16 protein-coding genes and 1 tRNA gene are annotated in these 18,256 nt (G+C 64.5%); 2 read left to right on the top strand and 15 right to left on the bottom strand.

Annotated features, from left to right (window positions below; all coding sequences use genetic code 11):
- Positions 1-77: 77 nt before the first annotated feature.
- The 3 genes from D9V29_RS11920 to D9V29_RS11930 form a co-directional block, all read right to left on the bottom strand.
- Positions 78-1,055 carry a ribose-phosphate diphosphokinase gene (locus D9V29_RS11920; RefSeq protein ID WP_121673554.1) on the bottom strand — a complete coding sequence of 326 codons (978 nt, stop codon included), beginning with the start codon at positions 1,053-1,055 and terminating at the stop codon, positions 78-80.
- Positions 1,056-1,092: 37 nt separating this feature from the next.
- Positions 1,093-2,535 (bottom strand): bifunctional UDP-N-acetylglucosamine diphosphorylase/glucosamine-1-phosphate N-acetyltransferase GlmU, encoded by a 1,443-nt coding sequence (gene glmU / locus D9V29_RS11925; RefSeq protein WP_121673555.1) that lies wholly within the window; start codon positions 2,533-2,535, stop codon positions 1,093-1,095.
- Positions 2,536-2,609: 74 nt separating this feature from the next.
- Positions 2,610-2,681: transfer RNA gene (locus tag D9V29_RS11930), tRNA-Gln, on the bottom strand.
- 78 nt (positions 2,682-2,759) lie between these two features.
- Here D9V29_RS11930 and D9V29_RS11935 point away from each other — a divergent pair.
- A complete protein-coding gene (locus D9V29_RS11935; protein WP_121673556.1) occupies positions 2,760-3,260 on the top strand; it encodes a MarR family winged helix-turn-helix transcriptional regulator in 501 nt (166 codons plus the stop codon).
- 6 nt (positions 3,261-3,266) lie between these two features.
- On the opposite strand, the gene D9V29_RS11940 is transcribed toward D9V29_RS11935, so the two are convergent.
- The 9 genes from D9V29_RS11940 to D9V29_RS11980 form a co-directional block, all read right to left on the bottom strand.
- Positions 3,267-5,243: a BCCT family transporter gene (locus D9V29_RS11940; protein WP_121673557.1), complete on the bottom strand. Its 1,977-nt coding sequence runs from the start codon at positions 5,241-5,243 to the stop codon at positions 3,267-3,269.
- An 86-nt stretch (positions 5,244-5,329) separates the two neighbouring features.
- Positions 5,330-5,989, bottom strand: coding sequence for a methionine ABC transporter permease (locus D9V29_RS11945; protein WP_121673558.1), 660 nt, complete (start codon positions 5,987-5,989; stop codon positions 5,330-5,332).
- 1 nt (position 5,990) lies between these two features.
- Positions 5,991-7,019: a methionine ABC transporter ATP-binding protein gene (locus D9V29_RS11950; RefSeq protein WP_121673559.1), complete on the bottom strand. Its 1,029-nt coding sequence runs from the start codon at positions 7,017-7,019 to the stop codon at positions 5,991-5,993.
- A gap of 92 nt (positions 7,020-7,111) precedes the next feature.
- A complete protein-coding gene (locus D9V29_RS11955) occupies positions 7,112-8,008 on the bottom strand; it encodes a MetQ/NlpA family ABC transporter substrate-binding protein (protein WP_121673560.1) in 897 nt (298 codons plus the stop codon).
- A gap of 338 nt (positions 8,009-8,346) precedes the next feature.
- A complete protein-coding gene (gene arfA, locus D9V29_RS11960) occupies positions 8,347-9,879 on the bottom strand; it encodes an arabinosylfuranosidase ArfA (protein ID WP_121673561.1) in 1,533 nt (510 codons plus the stop codon).
- 37 nt (positions 9,880-9,916) lie between these two features.
- Positions 9,917-10,813 (bottom strand): carbohydrate ABC transporter permease, encoded by an 897-nt coding sequence (locus D9V29_RS11965; protein WP_121673562.1) that lies wholly within the window; start codon positions 10,811-10,813, stop codon positions 9,917-9,919.
- Positions 10,810-11,751: a carbohydrate ABC transporter permease gene (locus D9V29_RS11970; protein ID WP_121673563.1), complete on the bottom strand. Its 942-nt coding sequence runs from the start codon at positions 11,749-11,751 to the stop codon at positions 10,810-10,812. The genes D9V29_RS11965 and D9V29_RS11970 overlap by 4 nt, the downstream gene beginning before the upstream one ends.
- Positions 11,752-11,765: 14 nt before the next feature.
- Positions 11,766-13,085 carry an extracellular solute-binding protein gene (locus tag D9V29_RS11975; RefSeq protein WP_121673564.1) on the bottom strand — a complete coding sequence of 440 codons (1,320 nt, stop codon included), beginning with the start codon at positions 13,083-13,085 and terminating at the stop codon, positions 11,766-11,768.
- A gap of 134 nt (positions 13,086-13,219) precedes the next feature.
- A complete protein-coding gene (locus D9V29_RS11980; protein ID WP_121673565.1) occupies positions 13,220-14,314 on the bottom strand; it encodes a fatty acid desaturase family protein in 1,095 nt (364 codons plus the stop codon).
- A 324-nt stretch (positions 14,315-14,638) separates the two neighbouring features.
- Between D9V29_RS11980 and D9V29_RS11985 the strand changes: the two genes are divergently transcribed.
- Positions 14,639-14,842 (top strand): cold-shock protein, encoded by a 204-nt coding sequence (locus tag D9V29_RS11985; protein WP_090712708.1) that lies wholly within the window; start codon positions 14,639-14,641, stop codon positions 14,840-14,842.
- Positions 14,843-14,942: 100 nt separating this feature from the next.
- Here the strand turns inward: D9V29_RS11985 and D9V29_RS11990 are convergent, their stop codons facing one another.
- From D9V29_RS11990 to D9V29_RS12000, 3 genes are read right to left on the bottom strand one after another with little or no spacing between them, the layout of a single operon-like run.
- A complete protein-coding gene (locus D9V29_RS11990; RefSeq protein WP_121673566.1) occupies positions 14,943-16,757 on the bottom strand; it encodes an ABC-F family ATP-binding cassette domain-containing protein in 1,815 nt (604 codons plus the stop codon).
- 38 nt (positions 16,758-16,795) lie between these two features.
- On the bottom strand, positions 16,796-17,731 hold the full coding sequence (locus D9V29_RS11995) for a 4-(cytidine 5'-diphospho)-2-C-methyl-D-erythritol kinase (protein WP_121673567.1): 936 nt from the start codon (positions 17,729-17,731) through the stop codon (positions 16,796-16,798).
- A 9-nt stretch (positions 17,732-17,740) separates the two neighbouring features.
- Positions 17,741-18,256: a hypothetical protein gene (locus tag D9V29_RS12000; RefSeq protein WP_147436276.1), complete on the bottom strand. Its 516-nt coding sequence runs from the start codon at positions 18,254-18,256 to the stop codon at positions 17,741-17,743.

Genomic DNA, 18,256 nt, shown 5'->3' on the forward strand with positions numbered 1-18,256 from the left:
ACGGGATATTCCGGAGGACCTTCGAGGGCGGGATAGTCGGGATATTCCGCCCTCTCCCCTGCCCCGCGGCATCCGCTCTACGCGGCCCCGTCGAACATGCTCGTCACGGAACCGTCCTCGAAGACCTCACGGATGGCGCGGCCCAGGAGCGGCGCGATCGGCAGTACGGTGAGGCTGGGGAAGCGCTTCTCCTCCGGGATCGGAAGCGTGTCCGTGACCACGACGGAATCGATGAAGTCGCTCTGCAGGATCTCGGTCGCTGGATCACTGAAGACGGCGTGAGTGGCCGCGACGACGACGCCGAGTGCCCCGGCCGCCTTGAGCGCTTCAGCGGCCCGGACGATCGTGCGTCCGGTGTCGATGAGGTCATCGACGAGGAGGCACACCCGACCCTCGACCTGACCGACGATCTCGTGCACGGAGACCTGGTTCGGAACGAGCGGGTCACGCCGCTTGTGGATGATCGCCAGCGGAACGCCGAGCTTGTCACTCCAGATGTCTGCGACGCGGACGCGTCCCATGTCTGGCGAAACGATCGTCAGGGTCTCGGTGTCGAGCTTCTCGCGGAAGTGGTTGAGCAGGACGGGCATGGCGAACAGGTGGTCGACGGGGCCGTCGAAGAAGCCCTGGATCTGCGCCGCGTGGAGGTCGACCGACATGATGCGGTCAGCACCGGCGACCTTGAACAGGTCGGCGACGAGGCGGGCGGAGATCGGTTCGCGGCCGCGGCCCTTCTTGTCCTGACGGGCATAGGGGTAGAACGGAGCGACGACGGTGATGCGCTTGGCTGAGGCTCGCTTGAGCGCGTCGACCATGATCAGCTGTTCCATCAGCCACTCGTTGATCGGAGCGGTGTGTGACTGGATCACGAACGCGTCGCAGCCACGAACGCTCTCGTCGAACCGGGCGTAGAGCTCACCGTTCGCGAAGGTACGGGCGTCGGTCGGAACGAGCTCGGATCCCAGTTCGGCAGCGATGTCGACGGCCAGTTGGGGATGCGCTCGCCCCGAGACGAGGACCAGTCGTTTTACTCCGCTGCTTTTGATGCCCGACACGAGCCCTGCTTCCTGCCGATCTGATCGGCGTTGGTGCTTAGTTTTCTTCGTGGGAAGTGTTGCGGGCCCGGGCAGCAGCTTCTGCTGCCGGCGTGCCTGGTCGACGGGATTCGGTCCAGCCATCCATGTTCCGCTGTGGGGCGACGTTGATCGCGAGCGCTCCGGCCGGTACATCCTTGCGGACGACTGTTCCTGCTCCGGTGTACGCCCCGTCGCCAATTGTAACCGGAGCGACGAAGACGCCGTGTGAACCGGTGCGGACGTGGGATCCGACAACCGACGAGTGCTTCTTCACACCGTCGTAGTTGGCGAAGATGCTGCCGGCGCCGATGTTCGACTCGTCACCGATTTCGGCGTCGCCGACGTACGACAGGTGGGGCACCTTGCTCCCGGTTCCGATCCTCGCGTTCTTCGTCTCGACGAACGCGCCGATCTTCCCGTCCGCTCCGAGGACCGTTCCCGGTCGCAGGTAGGAGAACGGTCCGACGGATGCTCCGGCACCGATGACCGCGAGGGTCGCGTCGGTACGCTTCACCTCCGCGCCGGCACCGACCTCACAGTCGACAAGAGTGGTGTCGGGCCCGATGACCGCGCCGGTCTCGATCGCTGTGGCTCCGAGGATCTGGGTGCCGGGCTTCACCGTCACGTCAGGGGCGAGGGTCGCCTTCAGGTCGATCCAGGTGGAGGCGGGGTCCACGACGGTGACGCCGGCCATCTGCCAGCCGCGGACGATGAGAGCGTTGAGCCGTGAGGCCTGAACGCTGAGCTGCGCGCGGTCGTTGACGCCTTCGACGAGCCATGCCTCGGCGACGGGAAGAGCGTCGACCATTCCACCGCTCGCCCGGAGCAAGCCGACCATGTCGGTGAGGTACTTCTCGCCCTGTGCGTTGTCCGTCGTGAGGTGGGCGAGTTCGGCCCGCAAAGCGCCGAGGGTGAAGAGGTAGACCCCCGCATTGATCTCGCGAACAGCGCGTTCCTCTTCGGTGGCGTCCTTCTGCTCGACGATCCGGTCGAGTCCGCCGCTCTCGGAACGGATGATGCGTCCGTAGCCCGTCGCGTCGTCGAGGAACGCGGAGAGGAGCGTCGCTGCGGTCTGGGCCTCGCGGTGTCGCGCGACGAGCGAAGACAGGGTCTCGGCGTCGAGGAGAGGAACGTCACCGTTCACGACGAGGACGTCGCCGTCGAAATCCTCAGGAAGCGCTTCGACGGCCTGCTCGACGGCACGGCCGGTGCCGGGGATCTCATCCTGGTCGACGATGATGCTGGCGGGAAGCTCCTGAGTGATGACCTCGACCAGTCTGTCGCGTTCGTGACGCACGACGGCGACGACGTGCGCCGCATCGAGGGCTCGCGCGGTAGCGAGCACGTGTCCGACGAGCGGAACTCCGGCGATGGGGTGAAGCAGCTTCGGAGTTGCTGACTTCATCCGGGTGCCCTGGCCGGCGGCCAGGATCACAATGGCAAGGTTCTTGTCTGTCACGGTTCTCCCCAGGAAGTGTGCTCGGGCATCGAGCCCGTATGAAGTACGACGCGGCTCGACGCCGTTCCGTTCCGCTCCGCCTCCAGGACTCGAACCTGGACCGAACAACTCCAAAGGTTGCCGTGCTGCCATTACACTAAGGCGGACCGCACTCGCGTGCAGTAGTCAAGTCTGCCAGATAGTGACCGCACGTCGCGCCGCCGCTTCGCCGCCATAATGGACGCATGCCCGAAGACAACGACGAAGTCGACCGAATCGTCGAGGCCTGGCAGCGCGAGCGACCCGATCTCAGCTTCGCCCCGCTGCAGGTTCTCTCGAGGGTCGGACGCCTGACGCGTCACCTCGACCGGGCGCGACGCACCGCCTTCACACGGTCGAAACTCGAATCGTGGGAGTTCGATGTGCTCAGTGCACTCCGCAGGGCCGGCGAGCCGTACACCCTGAGCCCGAAGCAGCTGCTCCAGCAGACCCTCGTCTCGAGCGGGACGATGACCAACCGGATCGACCGACTCGTTGCATCCGGTCTGGTCGAACGCAAAGCAGACCCGGGAGACGGTCGCGGCATCCTTGTCGTGATGACGGCGACCGGGCTGACCCGGGTCGACGCCGCGATCACACGGCTCGTCGATGCCGAGGCCGACATGCTCGCCGCGCTGTCGCCCGCCGACCAGCAACGACTCGCGTCTCTGCTGCGCAAGCTGAGCATGGGGTTCGATCAGAGCTGACCGGACTCAGGCCCTGTCGTCGCCGGTGTCAGCGCCAGCCGGCGGATCGACGGTCGTCGCCGCGTCGCCGGATGCTGTCCGGCCAGGATCCTCGGCACCCTTCTCCGAGATCGAGCCAGGCTTGATTTCCGCGGCGACGTCGATGGTGTCGATAGCGCCGGTGCGGGCGTCCTCGTACCAATCGGACAGCGCCGGGTCCTCGGTGTCGAGCCACGCGCCCGCACCGTGCTCCGGCTCCACTGCACCCGCGGCGAAGACGAAGTCGTCGCCGTGTTCTTCGATTCCGGCGCGAACGCCCTCGGAGATCGCGACGCGCGCGAACCGGTGCCGGATCATGTATGGATCGGTCCGCAGATCCTTCCACCACGCGACCATCATGAGAATCAACACGAGGGCGAACGGCAGGGCCGAGACGGTGACGAGCGCCTGCAGCGCGTTGAGCGACCCTGAGCCTCCCGCGAGAAGGAGCGTCACAGCGATGCCCGTGAGCGAGAGACCCCAGACGATCGTCACCCAGTGTGACGGGGCAGGTTTTCCGCGCTGTGACATCGACCCCATGACGATCGACGCGGAGTCCGCGCTCGTGACGAAGAAGATGACGATGGAGAGCATCGCGATCAGCGACGTGATCGCGCCGAACGGCAGCTCGGCGAGTACGAGGAAGAGAATGTCCTGGCTTTCCTCCGCGGCGGAGATCGCTCCGCTCGTCTGCTCGAGCCACATCGACGTTCCACCGAAGATCCCGAACCAGATCAGGCAGACGAACGAGGGCACGATGATGACGACGGTCACGAACTCCCGAAGCGTCCGTCCGCGCGAAATCTTCGCGACGAACATCCCGACGAACGGCGTCCACGACACCCACCACGCCCAGTAATACGTGGTCCAGGTCTCCATGAATGCGGCAGCGTCTCCGCCTTCAGCTCCCGACCTCTGCAGCATGGTGCCGAGTTCCTCGAAAAAGGTGACGCCGGCGGCGGGGATGAAGTTGAGCAGGAACAGGGTCGGTCCTGTGATGAAGACGAAGAGGCCGAGACACAGGGCGAGGGCCATGTTCGCGTTCGACAGTGCGCGGATGCCGCGCTTGATTCCCGAGACGGCGGAGATGATGAAAGCGACGGTGAGCACGGCCATGATGGCGACGATGATCCCGTTCGCGAGTTCGCCGATCCCGGCGACGACCTCGATACCCCTGCCGATCTGGAGGGCGCCGATACCGAGCGAGACCGCCGTTCCGAAGAGGGTGACGATGATCGCGAAGATGTCGATGATCGCACCGAAGACGCCCTTGGTCCTCTGGCTGAAGATCGGGTCGAAAATCGCGGAGATGAGCGGCGAACGTCCCCGTCGGTAGGCCGAGTAGGCAATCGCGCCGCCGACGAGGGCGTAGTACGCCCAGGCCATCGGGCCCCAGTGGAACATCGTCTGCGCCATGGCGCTGTGCATCGCGTCGCGGCTGCCTGGTTCGACCTCGAAGCCGAACGGCACGTTCATGAAATATTCGAACGGTTCGTACGGCCCGAAGAACAGGAGGCCGATACCCATTCCGGCGCTGAACAGCATCGCGACCCACGACACGAAGGAGTACTCGGGCTTTTCGTCGTCAGCGCCGAGCCGGATGTGTCCCGTCTGCGAGTAACCGACGACCATCATGAAAGCGAAGACGGCGATCGTGAGCAGGGAGAACAACCAGCCGAAGTTCGTCGACACCCAAGAGAGTGACGCGCTGGAAGCTGCACTCAGACCGGCGGAGTCGAGCGAACCCCAGAGGACGAATCCCGCGACGAAGGCCGCGGCGATCGCGAACACCCACCAGTTGGTGGAAAATTTGCGCCCCGTGTCCTCGACGCCGATGCCCGGGATCAGAGCGGGGTGAACCGTCGCGTCCGCTTCGGTCAGTTCGTCCAGGATCCGGCGTACTTTCTTGCTCGCCGGTTGTTCCGAAGGTTGTGAAAGAGGGTTTTTATCGGTGCCTGCAGACATGGTCTCCACGTTCTCTGCGGTCGGAATTCACCCATGGTAGTCGCGCGCCCTGCCCTCCCACGAATCGCCGGAGAGCCCGATCCCGTCTACCGCCTCAGGATCTTGCGGGCGAGAGCGTTGCCCGAGAATTGCACCAACTGCACCAGAAGGATGATCACGAGAACCGCAGCCCACGTCACAACGGGGTTGAACTGGCGGTAGCCGTAGAGGATAGCGAAGTTACCGATTCCACCACCCCCGATGTAGCCGCCGACCGCCGACATGTCGACGATTGCGACGAACACGAAGGTGTATCCGAGGATCAGCGGACCGAGCGCTTCAGGAAGGATCACGGTCCGGATGATCCGGAACGGTCCAGCGCCCGCAGCTCGCGCAGCCTCGATGACTCCCGGTGACACGGTCAGCAGGTTTTGTTCGACGATGCGGCTGATTCCAAACGTCGCACCGAGAGAGATGGCGAAGATCAGCGCACTGTTTCCGATTCCGATACCGAGAACGAGCCGGGCGAGGGGCTGGACAGCGGCGATGAAGATGATGAACGGGATGGGCCGGAAGATGTTCACGAGGATGTTCAGCAGGGTGAAGGCCGCACGGTTCTCGAAGAGACTCCCGGCGCGGGTCGTGTACAGCGCAAGGCCGAGGAGCAAGCCGCCGATTCCTCCGAAGAAGAGGCTGATGACGACGATGTAGAGCGTTTCAACCGTTGCTTCGCCCAGTTCGGGCAACAGTTCGAGGAGCCGGTCCATGTCAGTTTGCCTCCGTCACGAGAGAGCGTTCGGATATGCGGGCGAGGACGCCGTCGATCGCGGCATCCGTTCCGGTCAGCGCGAGCGTGAGATGACCGAACGCCCGTCCACGGATGTCGTTGATGCCGCCATAGACGAGCTCGAACCCGACGCCGGCCGCAGCGAGGTCCAGGAAGACCTGGGCCTGTGAGCTGTCGCCGTCCCGGAATGAGAACGTCACGATGCGTCCCGTGTGCCTGGCACGAAGCGCATCGACCTCGGCGCTGGTGGGAATTCCCTGCACGACGGTCTGGACGAAACGGGCGGATGCCGCCTCCTGCGGATTCGAGAAGACGTCGAAGACATCGCCGCGTTCCACGATGCGCCCGCTGTCCATCACCGCGACCTTCGTCGCCAGGCTGCGGATGACATCCATCTCATGGGTGATGAGGATGATCGTGACCCCGAGCTCGCGGTTCACCCGCTCGAGCAACGCCAGCACTTCACCGGTGGTCTCGGGGTCGAGCGCACTCGTGGCTTCGTCGGCGAGGAGAATCGCCGGCGACGTGGCGAGAGCGCGAGCGATGCCGACCCTCTGTTTCTGGCCGCCGGAAAGCTGGTCCGGGTAGTTCCTGGCTTTGTCGCTCAGGCCGACGAAGTCGAGCATCTCCGCGACCCGCTCACGGACCTCGGCAGCCGGCCGTCCGGCGACCTCGAGTGGGTAAGCGATGTTCTTCGCAACGGTCTTGGAGTTGAAGAGGTTGAACTGCTGGAAGATCATACCGATGTCGCCGCGAACGGCGCGGAGTTCACGCTCCGGGAGAGTCGTGATCTCGCGGCCGTCGACCACGATGCTTCCGGAGGTGGTCTTCTCCAGTGCGTTCACGAGGCGAACGAGGGTGGATTTGCCCGCCCCGGAGTAGCCGATGATCCCGTAGACGTCGCCCTTCTGCACGTCGAGGCTCACCGAATCGATGGCGACGACGGGGGCGCCGCCCTTCTGGGCAGGCGGGTAAGACTTGACGACGTCGGTGAGGGTAACGATGCTCATAGGATTTCTTCTCCGTAGACCCGAACGGGCACACAAGCGAACAGGCGCCGGGGTCTCCCCCGGCGCCGCTCGCAGGTCAGCTGGGCGTGCTGCTAGCCCTGCTCTTCGATCTGCTTCTGCACGGTCGCGAGCGACTCTTCGAGTTCCTCGACCGGGGTGGTCAGCATGACGGCCGTTCCGCCCGAGTTCTCGATCACGCCGTCGGTCACTGCCTTGGTGTTCTGGTAGATCTCGACGAGCTTCTTGTACGTCTCATTGTCCTTGTCCTCGGCGCGGGCCGCGAAGATGTTCGCGTACGGGAGCGCGTTGGGGTCAGACGGGTCGTCCTGCGCGATCGCATCCGCCGCCTCGAGACCGGCGTCCTTGATGTAGTCGTTGTTGACGATCGCGGCGGCTACGTCGGGCAGCGAGGTCGCGGTCAACGCGGCATCCAGCTCTGTGACCTTCACGCGCGAAGCCTCGGTGTCGACGTCATCGAGGGTGGAGTAAGCACTTCCGCCGTCTTCCAGTTCGATGAGGCCGGCGGACTGGAGGACCAGAAGTCCGCGCGACAGGTTCGTCGGGTCGTTCGGAACAGCTACTGTCTCACCGTCCTGGATGTCTTCGACGTCCTGGTACTTCGTCGAGTACAGGCCGAGCGGGTAGATCGCGGTCGCGCCGATCGGCACGAGGTCCTGATCGTTCGCCACGTTGTACTGCGCCAGGAAGATGGTGTGCTGGAACTGGTTGAGATCGATCTCACCCTCGGTCAGCGCCGGGTTCGGCTGGTTGTAGTCCGAGAAGTCGACGAGCTCGACGGTGATGCCTTCGTCTGCCGCCGCTTCGACGTAGGTCTGCCAGTACTCGTCGCTCGCGCCGGCTACACCGATGCGCACCGTCTCGGTCTCGGCCTCCGAGCCTGCGCCTCCGGCACAACCGGCGAGCAGGGCGGCGAGCGGAACGATGGCGAGGGAAGCAAGAATGCTCTTCTTCAGGGAGTGCTTTTTCACGGGTAATCCTTTGTGAGATCTCGGCTGTGGGGGCGAGCGAGAGCGGGCACAGCGAACAATCCGCACGAACGGAGAGGAAGGGGAGGCTGCGCCGCGTCTGCGCAGGCACCTGTCAAAAATAGCTGGGAAATCTTCTAAACGCGAAGCGTCGAGTCACGCCGCGTAACAGAAGATTTTGCGCACTCCTGATGCATCCACAGATTCTTCGATCTCGGGACTTCCCGTGCACATGACCCGTCGCGGCTCGCCGAGCCACACGCATATCAATGAATTCGCAACCGGCCGAGATGCACGACCACATCGAGTTCGACGGGGCGGATCCCGCGGTCGTGCCGGGTCTACACCGTCACGTCGACGACGACGACTGCCCACGACAACGCCGGCAGGCTCAGCTTCACGCCACCGTCGGCGACCCGGACGCCCGGCAGGTTCTGCAGGCGGACGCGTTCGTTGTCCGACGTGTTCGACACGTGTCGGTCCGCGCCGTCCGGTGCCTGCAACACTTCCGCCCGTGCGATCCCCGACGCCGTGAAGCCGTGGAGCGTGAGATCCACCTCCGCCGCGTCGTCGAGGCTCCTGTTCGCGAGGAAGACAGCGACTTGTGAGTTCTCTTCGTCCCAGGTCGAACTCGCGTCCACGATGTCGGCGTCTCCGAACTGGTCGGTCGACATGCGGTCACTCGAGACGGATGCCGAGAGGATGCGTCCGCGCGCGAGTTCCGCCATGCGCGCGAACGGCCAGAAGATCGCCTGGCGCCAGGCCGGACCGTTCTCATCGCTGCGAATGGGGGCGATGACGTTGACGAGTTGTGCCTGGTTCGCGATGTGCACCCGGTCCCCGTGGCGGAGGAGCGAGTTGAGCAGGGTGCCGACGACGACGGCATCCGTCATCGTGTATTCGTCTTCGATCAGGCGAGGATGCTCCCGCCAGCCTGATTCCTGCACACGATGCAGCTGGTCCTCCGTGTCGAGCCCACGCTGGTACCAGACGTTCCACTCGTCGAAGGAGAGGTTGATCCGCTTCTTGTGCCGCCCCTTCGCGCGCACGGCGTCCGCCGTCGCCACGACGGACTCGATGAAGTAATCCATGTCGAGGGCGCAGGCGAGGAAGCTCGCCGCGTCGCCGTCATGTTCCTGGTAGTAGGCGTGCAGGGAGATGTAGTCCACCTCATCGTAGGTGTGGCTGAGCACGGTGTGCTCCCACTCACCGAACGTCGGCATCCCGGAGTTCGAGCTGCCGACCGCGACGAGTTCGATCGTCGGGTCGACGTAGCGCATGGCCTTCGCAGCCTCCTTGGCGAGACGCCCGTACTCCTCGGGTGTCTTGTGGCCGATCTGCCAGGGTCCGTCGAGTTCGTTTCCGAGGCACCACAGGCGGATGTCGAACGGTTCCTCAGCTCCGTTCTTCCGTCGCAGGTCGGACAGGTAGGTGCCGGAAGGGTGGTTGGCGTACTCGACGAGTTCACGGGCCGCGTCCACTCCCCGGGTACCGAGGTTGATCGCCTGCATCACCTCGACGTCGGCGAGACGTGACCAGTCCATGAACTCGTGCAGGCCGAAGGCATTCGTCTCGAGTGTGTGCCAGGCGCCGTCGAGACGGCGGGGCCGCGAGTCGACTGGCCCGACACCGTCCTCCCAGTTGTATCCGGAGACGAAGTTGCCGCCGGGGTAACGCACAACGGTCGGCCCCATCTCCCGGACCAGCTCGAGTACATCGGTGCGGAAACCGGACTCGTCGGCGGCCGGGTGACCGGGTTCGAAGATCCCCGTGTACACACAGCGCCCCATGTGTTCCACGAAGGACCCGAACAGCCGACGGGGCACATCGCCCACCGTGAAGTCGCGTGCGAGCGTTATGCGTGCCGATGTCATGGTGTCCTTTCGCGAGCCGTTCCGAAGCCGGCTCCTGTCACTGACCGCCGAAGCCGGTGGTGGCGATCCCCTTGATGATCTGTCGCTGGAAGAAGAGGAAGAGAATGATCAACGGCGCAGCGGCGAGCAGTGCCATTGCCATGTTCTGCGCATACTGCACTCCGTAGGCGCTCTTCACCGTCTGGAGACCGACCGGAAGGGTCATGAGCGACGTGTCGTTGATGATGATGAACGGCCAGAGGAAGTTGTTCCACGCCGCGATGAACACGAAGATGGCGACCGCCGAGAGGATCGGGCGCGACAGCGGAAGAACGATCGTCCAGAAGATCCGGAGCCGGTTCGCGCCGTCGACCCGTGCCGCGTCCTCCAGTTCGATCGGAATCTGGTCGAAGAACTTCTTGAGGATGAACACCATCGGTGGCGCGACCACCTGCGGCAGGATGAGCCCCCAGTAGGTGTCGACCATGTTGAAGGCGAGCATCTGGTAGAACAGCGGAATGATCAGCACCTGCGGCGGGATGATGATCGACGCGATCACGACGAAGAACAGCCATTTCCGCCCCGCGAAGTCGAGCCGCGAGAACGCGTACGCCGCGAGGGCACACGTGGCGATAGTGAGGACGGTGATGATCACCGAACTGAGAAGACTGTTGAATGCCCACACCGGGATGTTGCCCTCGCCGAGGACGTTCTCGTAGGCCTCCAGGGTGTAGCCGTTGGGGGCGAGCCACGAGATCGGCGTCGCGCCGGCATCCGCTTCACTCTTGAGCGATGTGACGAGCGCCCAGGCGAACGGAAGCAGCCAGGTCACGGCCATGAGGATGAGCACCACGAGTGCGGCGATTCTGCCGGCACCGAAGCGCCGCTCCCCCGGCTTTCGTGACGTCGCCGGTGTCGTGGAGACCGGGGCGGTGGTGGTGTCGACGGCGGTCATGACCGGGGCCTCCTACTCGCGGTGATGCGTATCTGGATGATCGAGACGAGGATGATCACGGCGAAGAAGACGAAGGAGATCGCCGCCGAGTATCCGAAGCGGTAACCGGTGAATCCGGTCTCGAAGATGTAGAGCACCGCCGTCCTCGTCGTTCCGCCTGGCCCGCCGGACGTCATCTGATACACCTGGTCGAAGATCTTGAGCGACGCGAGCACCTGCAGGATCACGATGAGCGCGGTGGTCGGCGCCAACTGCGGGATGGTGATCGAGAAGAGCTGCCGCCACTTGCCCGCTCCGTCGATCGACGCCGCCTCGTACTGCTGCTCCGGGATGTTCTGGAGCGCGGCCAGGTAGAGCAGGAAGTTGAAGCCGACCGTCCACCACACGGTCGCGATGACGACACCGTGCATCGCCCACTGCGGATCCTGCAACCACGCGATGGGCTCGACACCGAACGGCGCGAGCATGTCGTTGATGAGACCGAGTTGCGGGTTGAACAGCCAGATCCAGAACAGCGAAACGACGGTGGATGCCAGGAGGAACGGCATGAAGAACGACAACCGCCAGAGCCACTGTCCCGGCAGTCCGAGGTCGACGAGGAGCGCCATGATGAGGGCGATGAGCACGAGCGGGATCGTCGAGAGCACCGTGAACCAGAGGGTGTTGAGCATCGAGCGCCACATGTCGGCGTCGCCGAGCGCTTCGGCATAGTTCTCGAAGCCGACGAAGTCACCACCGGCACCCGTGAGGGTCGTTCCGGTGAAGCTGAGGTAGAGACCGAACAGGATCGGCCAGATGAGGAAGAGACCGAAGAACAGCCCGAACGGCGCGAAGAACGCCCATCCGACGAGGTTGTCCGTCCGCCTCCTGGACTGGCGGGAGTCCTTGAGCGCGACACCGGTTCCCTGTGCGCGGTTGCTTACTGCGGATGTTGACACGGCAGGCTCCTGACTCAGGCGACCGGGTTGGGTTTGGCGAGGAGAACGTTGAGTCGTCGGACGAAGCCCTGAATGCCTTCCCGCGAGTCTCCCCCGCGGAAGACGCCCTGGACGTTCTCGGCGAAGTACGTCTGGAAATCGGACCCGGACCCGGTGAACCACGCGGGAGGGTCGTAGTTGAGTACGTCGGCGGCCGATGCGTAATGCGCCTGTGGCACGAGATCGGCGTATCCGTCCGATTCGATGATCGGTGAGTACGCGGGAATATGGCCGGCTCCCGCCCAGTCGAACGATCCCTTGAGGATGCTCGCAACGAACCGGTACACCTCTCGCCGCTGTGCTTCATCCGGCTCGGACTGGTGCGGCAGCACGAAAGCGTGGGAGTCCGCGTATGCGGCGGGGGTGCCGAAGAGGTTGGGAATCGGCTGGGCGTCGAACGGGATTCCGGCGTTCACCGCTGTCGGAAGCTCCCACACGCCGGTGAAGAACATCCCGCTCTCGCCATTGACGAATTCTGCGACGGCCGTCGCGTAGTCGCCGTTCGTGGCTGCGATCTCACCGTCGAGCAGTTGCTTGATGAAGTCGAGTGCCGTGACCGCTGCGTCCTCGTCCATCTGCGCGGGCTCGCCCGGTTCGAGGCTCATCTCCGCGTCCTGTTGCTTGTAGAACGTGTAGAAGAGCCGCCACATCTGCGCACCGTCACCGAGGTAGCCGTACGACAGCCCTCGCCGACCGGTCACCTGCTGCATCGCCCTCGCGACCTCGAGGAACTGCTCAGGTGAGGTGATCTCCACCAGTTGACCGTCGTCACCGAGCACCCCCGCCTGCTCGGCCACATCGGTGTTGTACATCATGATGAACGGATGCGCGTCGAGCGCGATCGAGAACAGGTCGCCGTCGATGATGCCCTTCTCCCAGATCCTCTCGGGGAAGTCCGCTTCGGTGACACCGAATTCCTCGAGCAGGTCGAGGTCCCACGGGTCGAGGAGCCCACCGGGGGCGTAGCCGGGTAGCCGTGACGCGTGCATGATCGCGACGTCCGGAGCTCGCCCTCCGACGGATGCCATCGCAAGCTTCGTGTAATACGGCGTTCCCCACGCCAACACCGTCTGGGCGGCGTGGAACTCGGGATTCGCCTCGTTGGCCGCGTCGACGAGACCGGCCATCACGATGCCGTCACCGCCCGACAGCAGGTGCCAGAATTTCAGCGGTCTGGCACCCTCCGCGCCGAGCGGAGAGCAGCCGGCGAGACTCGGGCCGAGGACGGCCCCTCCGAAGACGGCGGCCCCGCCGAGCAGAACGGTGCGTCGGGACAGACGGTGAAAGTCACTCATGTTCACTCCCTTGTGGACGGAAATATCTTTACAGCGTTGTAGAGCGCGCACAAGCCCCCACCGGCCGCTGGCACGAAAAAGCGCCCGGTCCAGGGACCGGGCGCTTTGCCGAAATCGGCGGTGTATCGGGCTCGTTATGGTCGGCGGAACTGGTTGACCATCGGGCAATCGAATGGGTCGCGGGCGGAGAGCCCGACCCGGTTGAGGTAGTCGACGACGATGGCGTATGAACGCACGAGCGTGGTCTCCGTGTATGGGACGCCGATCGTCTTGCAGTGCTCGATGGTGATCTCGCGGGCCTTCTTGAGGTGCGGGCGCGGCATGCTCGGGAAGAGGTGGTGCTCGATCTGGTAGTTGAGCCCACCCATGAAGTAGCTCATTCCGCGGCCTCGGATGTTGCGGCTCGTGAGGACCTGCTTCGAGAGGAAGTCGACCTTCGCGCCCTCGGCGATGAGCGGCATCCCCTTGTGGTTCGGTGCAAACGACGCTCCCATGTAGACGCCGAAGACGGCCAGCTGGACACCGAGGAAGGCGAACGCGAGTCCGACGGGGAGGAACGTGAACAGAACGGCGACGTACAGTCCGAGGCGCAGCGTGATCAGGGTGAGCTCGAGCCAGCGCTTGTCCACCTTCTCGGTCGTGATCAGGCTCACGATGGCGTGACGGTGCAGGTTCAGGCCCTCGAGGGTGAGGAGAGGGAAGAAGAGGTAGCCCTGACGGCGGGTGATGAACGCGAGGAAGCCCTTTGCCTTGGACGCATCCTCCTCCATGAAGGAGATGGTGTCGATCTCGATGTCGGGGTCTTTGCCGACCGTGTTGGGGTTTGCATGGTGACGCGTGTGCTTGGTCATCCACCACGAGTAGCTGATGCCGACGACGGCGTCGGCGAGGATGCGTCCGAGGCGGTCGTTCGCCGGGCCGGATTCGAAGACCTGGCGGTGCGAGGCCTCGTGGGCGACGAACGCGACCTGGGTGAGGATGTAGCCGAGGCCGGCGGCGATGAGCAGCTGGAACCAGGAGTCCCCGAGCAGAATGAAGCCGGTCGTGAGGCCGGCGAGGGCGAGCGCATGGCCGGCGAGAACCATCATGTAGAAGCCCGTGCGGCGCTTCAGGAGACCAGCTTCACGGACCGTCTTCAGCAGCGCTGCGAAAGTGGTGGTCGGGTTCTCAAGCCCGTCGATGCGTGTGGTGGTCTTTCGTACTGGGCCAAGAGTCGCGGTAAGCGTCATGGCACCTCCCAAAATGGTAGGCCCGACTTCCCAGCCGTGATGAAGACGAGCATATGCTCGGGATAGTCCAGAGACTACGTGAGGACATATTCCCTGGAGCGATTACAGTACGGGATACGGCATATACTCAGCCGATTTTTCGAATCGCTTGCATCTCACCGACGCGTGGGTTAGTGTGGTCAACGCAGTAGTAGTGTTACGCAGTGATTGATTTACGGCGGTTCCTTCATCTGAAGAGCCGCCGTTTCTTGTAGGAGCGGACAGGTACGCCGCAATTGGGATGACGACAGTCGTCATCCACGCAAGACTCCTAAGGAGATCATCATGGCAACAGGAACAGTCAAGTGGTTCAACGCAGAAAAAGGCTTCGGATTCATCGCTCCCGATGACGGAAGCGCTGACGTCTTCGCTCACTTCTCGGCCATCGCTTCCAGCGGCTTCCGCTCGCTCGAAGAGAACCAGAAGGTTGAATTCGAAACCGCAACGGGCCCCAAGGGCCTGCAGGCAGAGAACATCCGCCCGCTGTAACTAAAACTATTACTCCGTCAGCCTCGGCTGACAGTAATTCTTTGAGAAGCCGGCCTTCACGGGAAACCGTGAAGGCCGGCTTTTTTTGTGTCCCCTGGGCTTACTCGAGAAGTTCGGAGAGTTCGAGCCAGCGGGTTTCGAGCGCAGCGAGGTCCGACTCATACCCGCGGAGCTTGTCGCTGAGCTCGCCGAGCCCGACGTAGTCATTCTGGTCGTGCACGGCGAGGAGCTCGTGGGTGTCGACGATCCGCTGGCGCATCTTCTGGATCTTGCGATCCGTCGACGCGATCTCCTTCTGTGCGTTCCGCAGCTCTGCTCCCCCCAGCTTCGGCTGTGCCTGCGCGGCTCCGATGCCCTCAGACGCGAGCGGCGCGATGAGCGGCGCGGAATCCTGTCCGGCCCTGAGCGCGAGGTATTCGTCGACTCCGCCGGGGAGGTGACGGAGGTGGCCGTCGAGAACGGCGTACTGCTGGTCGGTGACACGCTCCACGAGGTAGCGGTCGTGCGAAACGACGAGCAGGGTTCCCGGCCACGAGTCGAGAAGATCTTCGATGGCCGCGAGCATGTCCGTGTCGAGGTCGTTGGTGGGCTCATCGAGGATGAGCACGTTGGGCTCGTCGAGAAGGATGAGCAGCAACTGGAGCCGACGACGCTGTCCTCCTGACAGATCCTTCACCGGGGTCGAGAGTTGCGCACTCGTGAAGCCGAGCCGTTCGAGCATCTGCCCGGGCGTCATCTCCTTGTCGCCGGTGACATACGACGTCTTCTGCATGCCGACGACCGTCGAGACGCGCTCATGCTCGACGTCCTTGAGTTCATCGAGCTGCTGGGTGAGGCTCGCGATGCGCACCGTCGTTCCGCGCTTGACCCGCCCGCTCGTCGGGGCCACCGTTCCCGTGACAAGACCGAGCAGCGTTGACTTTCCCGCCCCGTTGACGCCGAGGATGCCGGTCCGCTCCCCCGGCGCGATCCTCCACTCGATGTCCTTGAGCACCGTCTTCGTTCCCGTTGCTGACTCCGGGTCGGGGTACACGACGCCGACATCGAGGAGGTCGACGACGTCCTTGCCGAGCCGCGAGGTCGCCATCTGGGCGAGGGCGACGGTGTTGCGCGGTTCCGGCTCGTTCGCGATCAGCTCGTACGCGGCATCCATCCGGAACTTGGGCTTCGTGGTGCGGGCGGGTGCACCACGTCGCAGCCACGCGAGTTCCTTGCGCATGAGGTTCTGGCGCTTCGCCTCGCTCGCGGCCGACATCCGGTCCCGTTCGACGCGCTGCAGGATGTACGCGGCGTATCCGCCCTCGAACGGCTCGATGAGACGGTCGTGGACCTCCCACGTCGCCGTGCACACCTCGTCGAGGAACCACCGGTCGTGGGTCACGACGATGAGGCCGCCGCTTGACGGCGACCAGCGCTTCTTGAGGTGATTCGCCAGCCAGGCGATGCCCTCGACATCGAGGTGGTTCGTCGGCTCGTCGAGGAAGATGACATCCCAGTCACCGACGAGGAGAGCGGCGAGAGCGACGCGACGACGCTGACCGCCCGAGAGGGAACCGATCGTGGCGTGCCACGGGATGTCCTGGATCAACCCGCCGATCACGTCGCGGATCAGGGAACTGCCGGCCCACTCGTGCTCTTCAGCGTTGCCGACGATCGCCTGCGAGACGATGAGGTCGTCCGGCTGCTCGTCGCGCTGGTCGAGCATTCCGACGGTGACGCCACGGCGACGGGTGACGCGTCCTCCGTCCGGTTCGATCCTGCCGGCGAGGAGGGAGAGCAGCGTTGACTTGCCGTCTCCGTTTCTGCCGACGACGCCGATCCGGTCGCCTTCGTTCACCCCCGCAGTGACGGAGTCGAAGATCACACGGGTTGGGTATTCAAGGTGGAGCTGTTCCGCTCCGAGAAGATGGGCCACTCTCCCAGCCTAAGTGCCGGGAGCAGACCTCTCCGCCATCAGTCGTGCAGCAGCCGCGCCCCGTGGACGGGCCCGGTGACCCGGAGGACATGAAGGCGGGATGCGCTGAGGCTGACCTGCAGTTCGAGCGCGGTGTCGGCATCCGGTGCGAGGAATGCGACGGTCGGTCCGGAACCGGACACGATCCCGGCAAGCGCACCCATCTGCTCGCCCAGTTCGAGGATGCCGCCCAGTCCCGGAGCGAGGTGAAGAGCCGCCGCCTGGAGGTCGTTGTGCAGCGCGTCCGCGAGCAATCGGGCGTCACCGGCGCGGAGGGCCTGGAGCACTTCGGAGTCGACGGCCGGCTGCGCTGCGGCCGGAAAGATGTCCTGCGCGTGACGCTCGCGGTGCTCGTCGAGCGCGCGGTAGACGTCAGGTGTCGACATCCCGAACTCGGCGATGGCGAGCACCCAGTGGAAGGTGCCCTTGGCAAGGGCTGGGCTGAGCCTGTCGCCCTTCCCCGTACCGATAGCTGTCCCGCCGGTCATCGCGAACGGCACATCGGCACCGAGCTTCGCCGCGAGGGCCAGCAGCTCGTCGCGGGAGAGATCGGTCTCCCAGAGCGCATCACACGCGAGGAGCGTCGCTGCGGCGTCCGCCGACCCGCCTCCCATCCCCCCAGCGATGGGAACGTGTTTCTCGATCTCGAGGCGAACGCCTCCGCGGTAGCCGGTCTTGCGTGCGAGCATCCGTGCCGCTTTGATCGCGAGGTTGCTGCCATCGACGGCGAGCGACGACGTGTCGATCGGGCCGGAGAAGGTCACGGAGAAATCCGGTGCCCGGTACGCCCGCACGTCTTCGTAGAGCGAGACTGCCTGGAATGCGGTCGCCAGGTCGTGGTAGCCGTCGTCCATCAATTCGCCGACCTTGAGGAAGACGTTGATCTTTCCTGGCGCCCGAGCGTGTGCGAAGGCCTGGGCGAGCGGAGCGGTCATGCAACAAACCTAACGCAGGGCGGCAGGCAGGGCTCCCCGGAGGGCATCCCTGGCCGCTGGCAGACTGTCCTCGGAGGCCAGCCCACCGAAGGTCAGGGTCACCGAGGTTTTCTCCCCAACACTCGGTGCCACGCGCGCGGTCACAGCGCTCCCATCGTCGAGTTTCCACCGGGCGCTGACGTACTTGCTCGCCGAGTTGACCGACACCGGCTGAGAGTCGAGCGCTGTCGAAACGGATGCCACGGTGGCGGCAAACGCCTCCGCCTGAGAGCCGGCGATACGACGCGACGCCGACACCTCAAAACTCCCGTCGGCTCGCTGCCCGGGGCGGCGACGCCCGATGTGCTGCTCGAAGTCGACGGTGATGTGCTGCGCCCACCAGCCGTCGACGCCGTGCTCGGTGACGAGCCAGCTCGCCGTTGCCGGGTGAGCCCACGTCGCGGCACCGGCCTCCGCGAGCGTCTCGCGCCAGTACTCTCTGGATCTGCCCGTCGCCGCGACGAGCGACTGGTCACCCGTGCTCAC

Origin of the sequence: Mycetocola manganoxydans (genome assembly GCF_003667545.1) — a bacterium.
Taxonomy (GTDB): domain Bacteria; phylum Actinomycetota; class Actinomycetes; order Actinomycetales; family Microbacteriaceae; genus Mycetocola_A; species Mycetocola_A manganoxydans.

What these genes read in the sequence shown, in the direction of transcription:
- D9V29_RS11940 (WP_121673557.1), bottom strand. Translation starts at nt 5,243, where the DNA reads ATGTCTGCAGGCACCGATAAAAACCCTCTTTCACAACCTTCGGAACAA.
- D9V29_RS11980 (WP_121673565.1), bottom strand. Translation starts at nt 14,314, where the DNA reads ATGACGCTTACCGCGACTCTTGGCCCAGTACGAAAGACCACCACACGC.
- D9V29_RS11935 (WP_121673556.1), top strand. Translation starts at nt 2,760, where the DNA reads ATGCCCGAAGACAACGACGAAGTCGACCGAATCGTCGAGGCCTGGCAG.
- D9V29_RS11975 (WP_121673564.1), bottom strand. Translation starts at nt 13,085, where the DNA reads ATGAGTGACTTTCACCGTCTGTCCCGACGCACCGTTCTGCTCGGCGGG.
- D9V29_RS11965 (WP_121673562.1), bottom strand. Translation starts at nt 10,813, where the DNA reads ATGACCGCCGTCGACACCACCACCGCCCCGGTCTCCACGACACCGGCG.
- D9V29_RS11995 (WP_121673567.1), bottom strand. Translation starts at nt 17,731, where the DNA reads ATGACCGCTCCGCTCGCCCAGGCCTTCGCACACGCTCGGGCGCCAGGA.
- arfA (WP_121673561.1), bottom strand. Translation starts at nt 9,879, where the DNA reads ATGACATCGGCACGCATAACGCTCGCACGCGACTTCACGGTGGGCGAT.
- D9V29_RS11950 (WP_121673559.1), bottom strand. Translation starts at nt 7,019, where the DNA reads ATGAGCATCGTTACCCTCACCGACGTCGTCAAGTCTTACCCGCCTGCC.
- D9V29_RS11985 (WP_090712708.1), top strand. Translation starts at nt 14,639, where the DNA reads ATGGCAACAGGAACAGTCAAGTGGTTCAACGCAGAAAAAGGCTTCGGA.
- D9V29_RS11945 (WP_121673558.1), bottom strand. Translation starts at nt 5,989, where the DNA reads ATGGACCGGCTCCTCGAACTGTTGCCCGAACTGGGCGAAGCAACGGTT.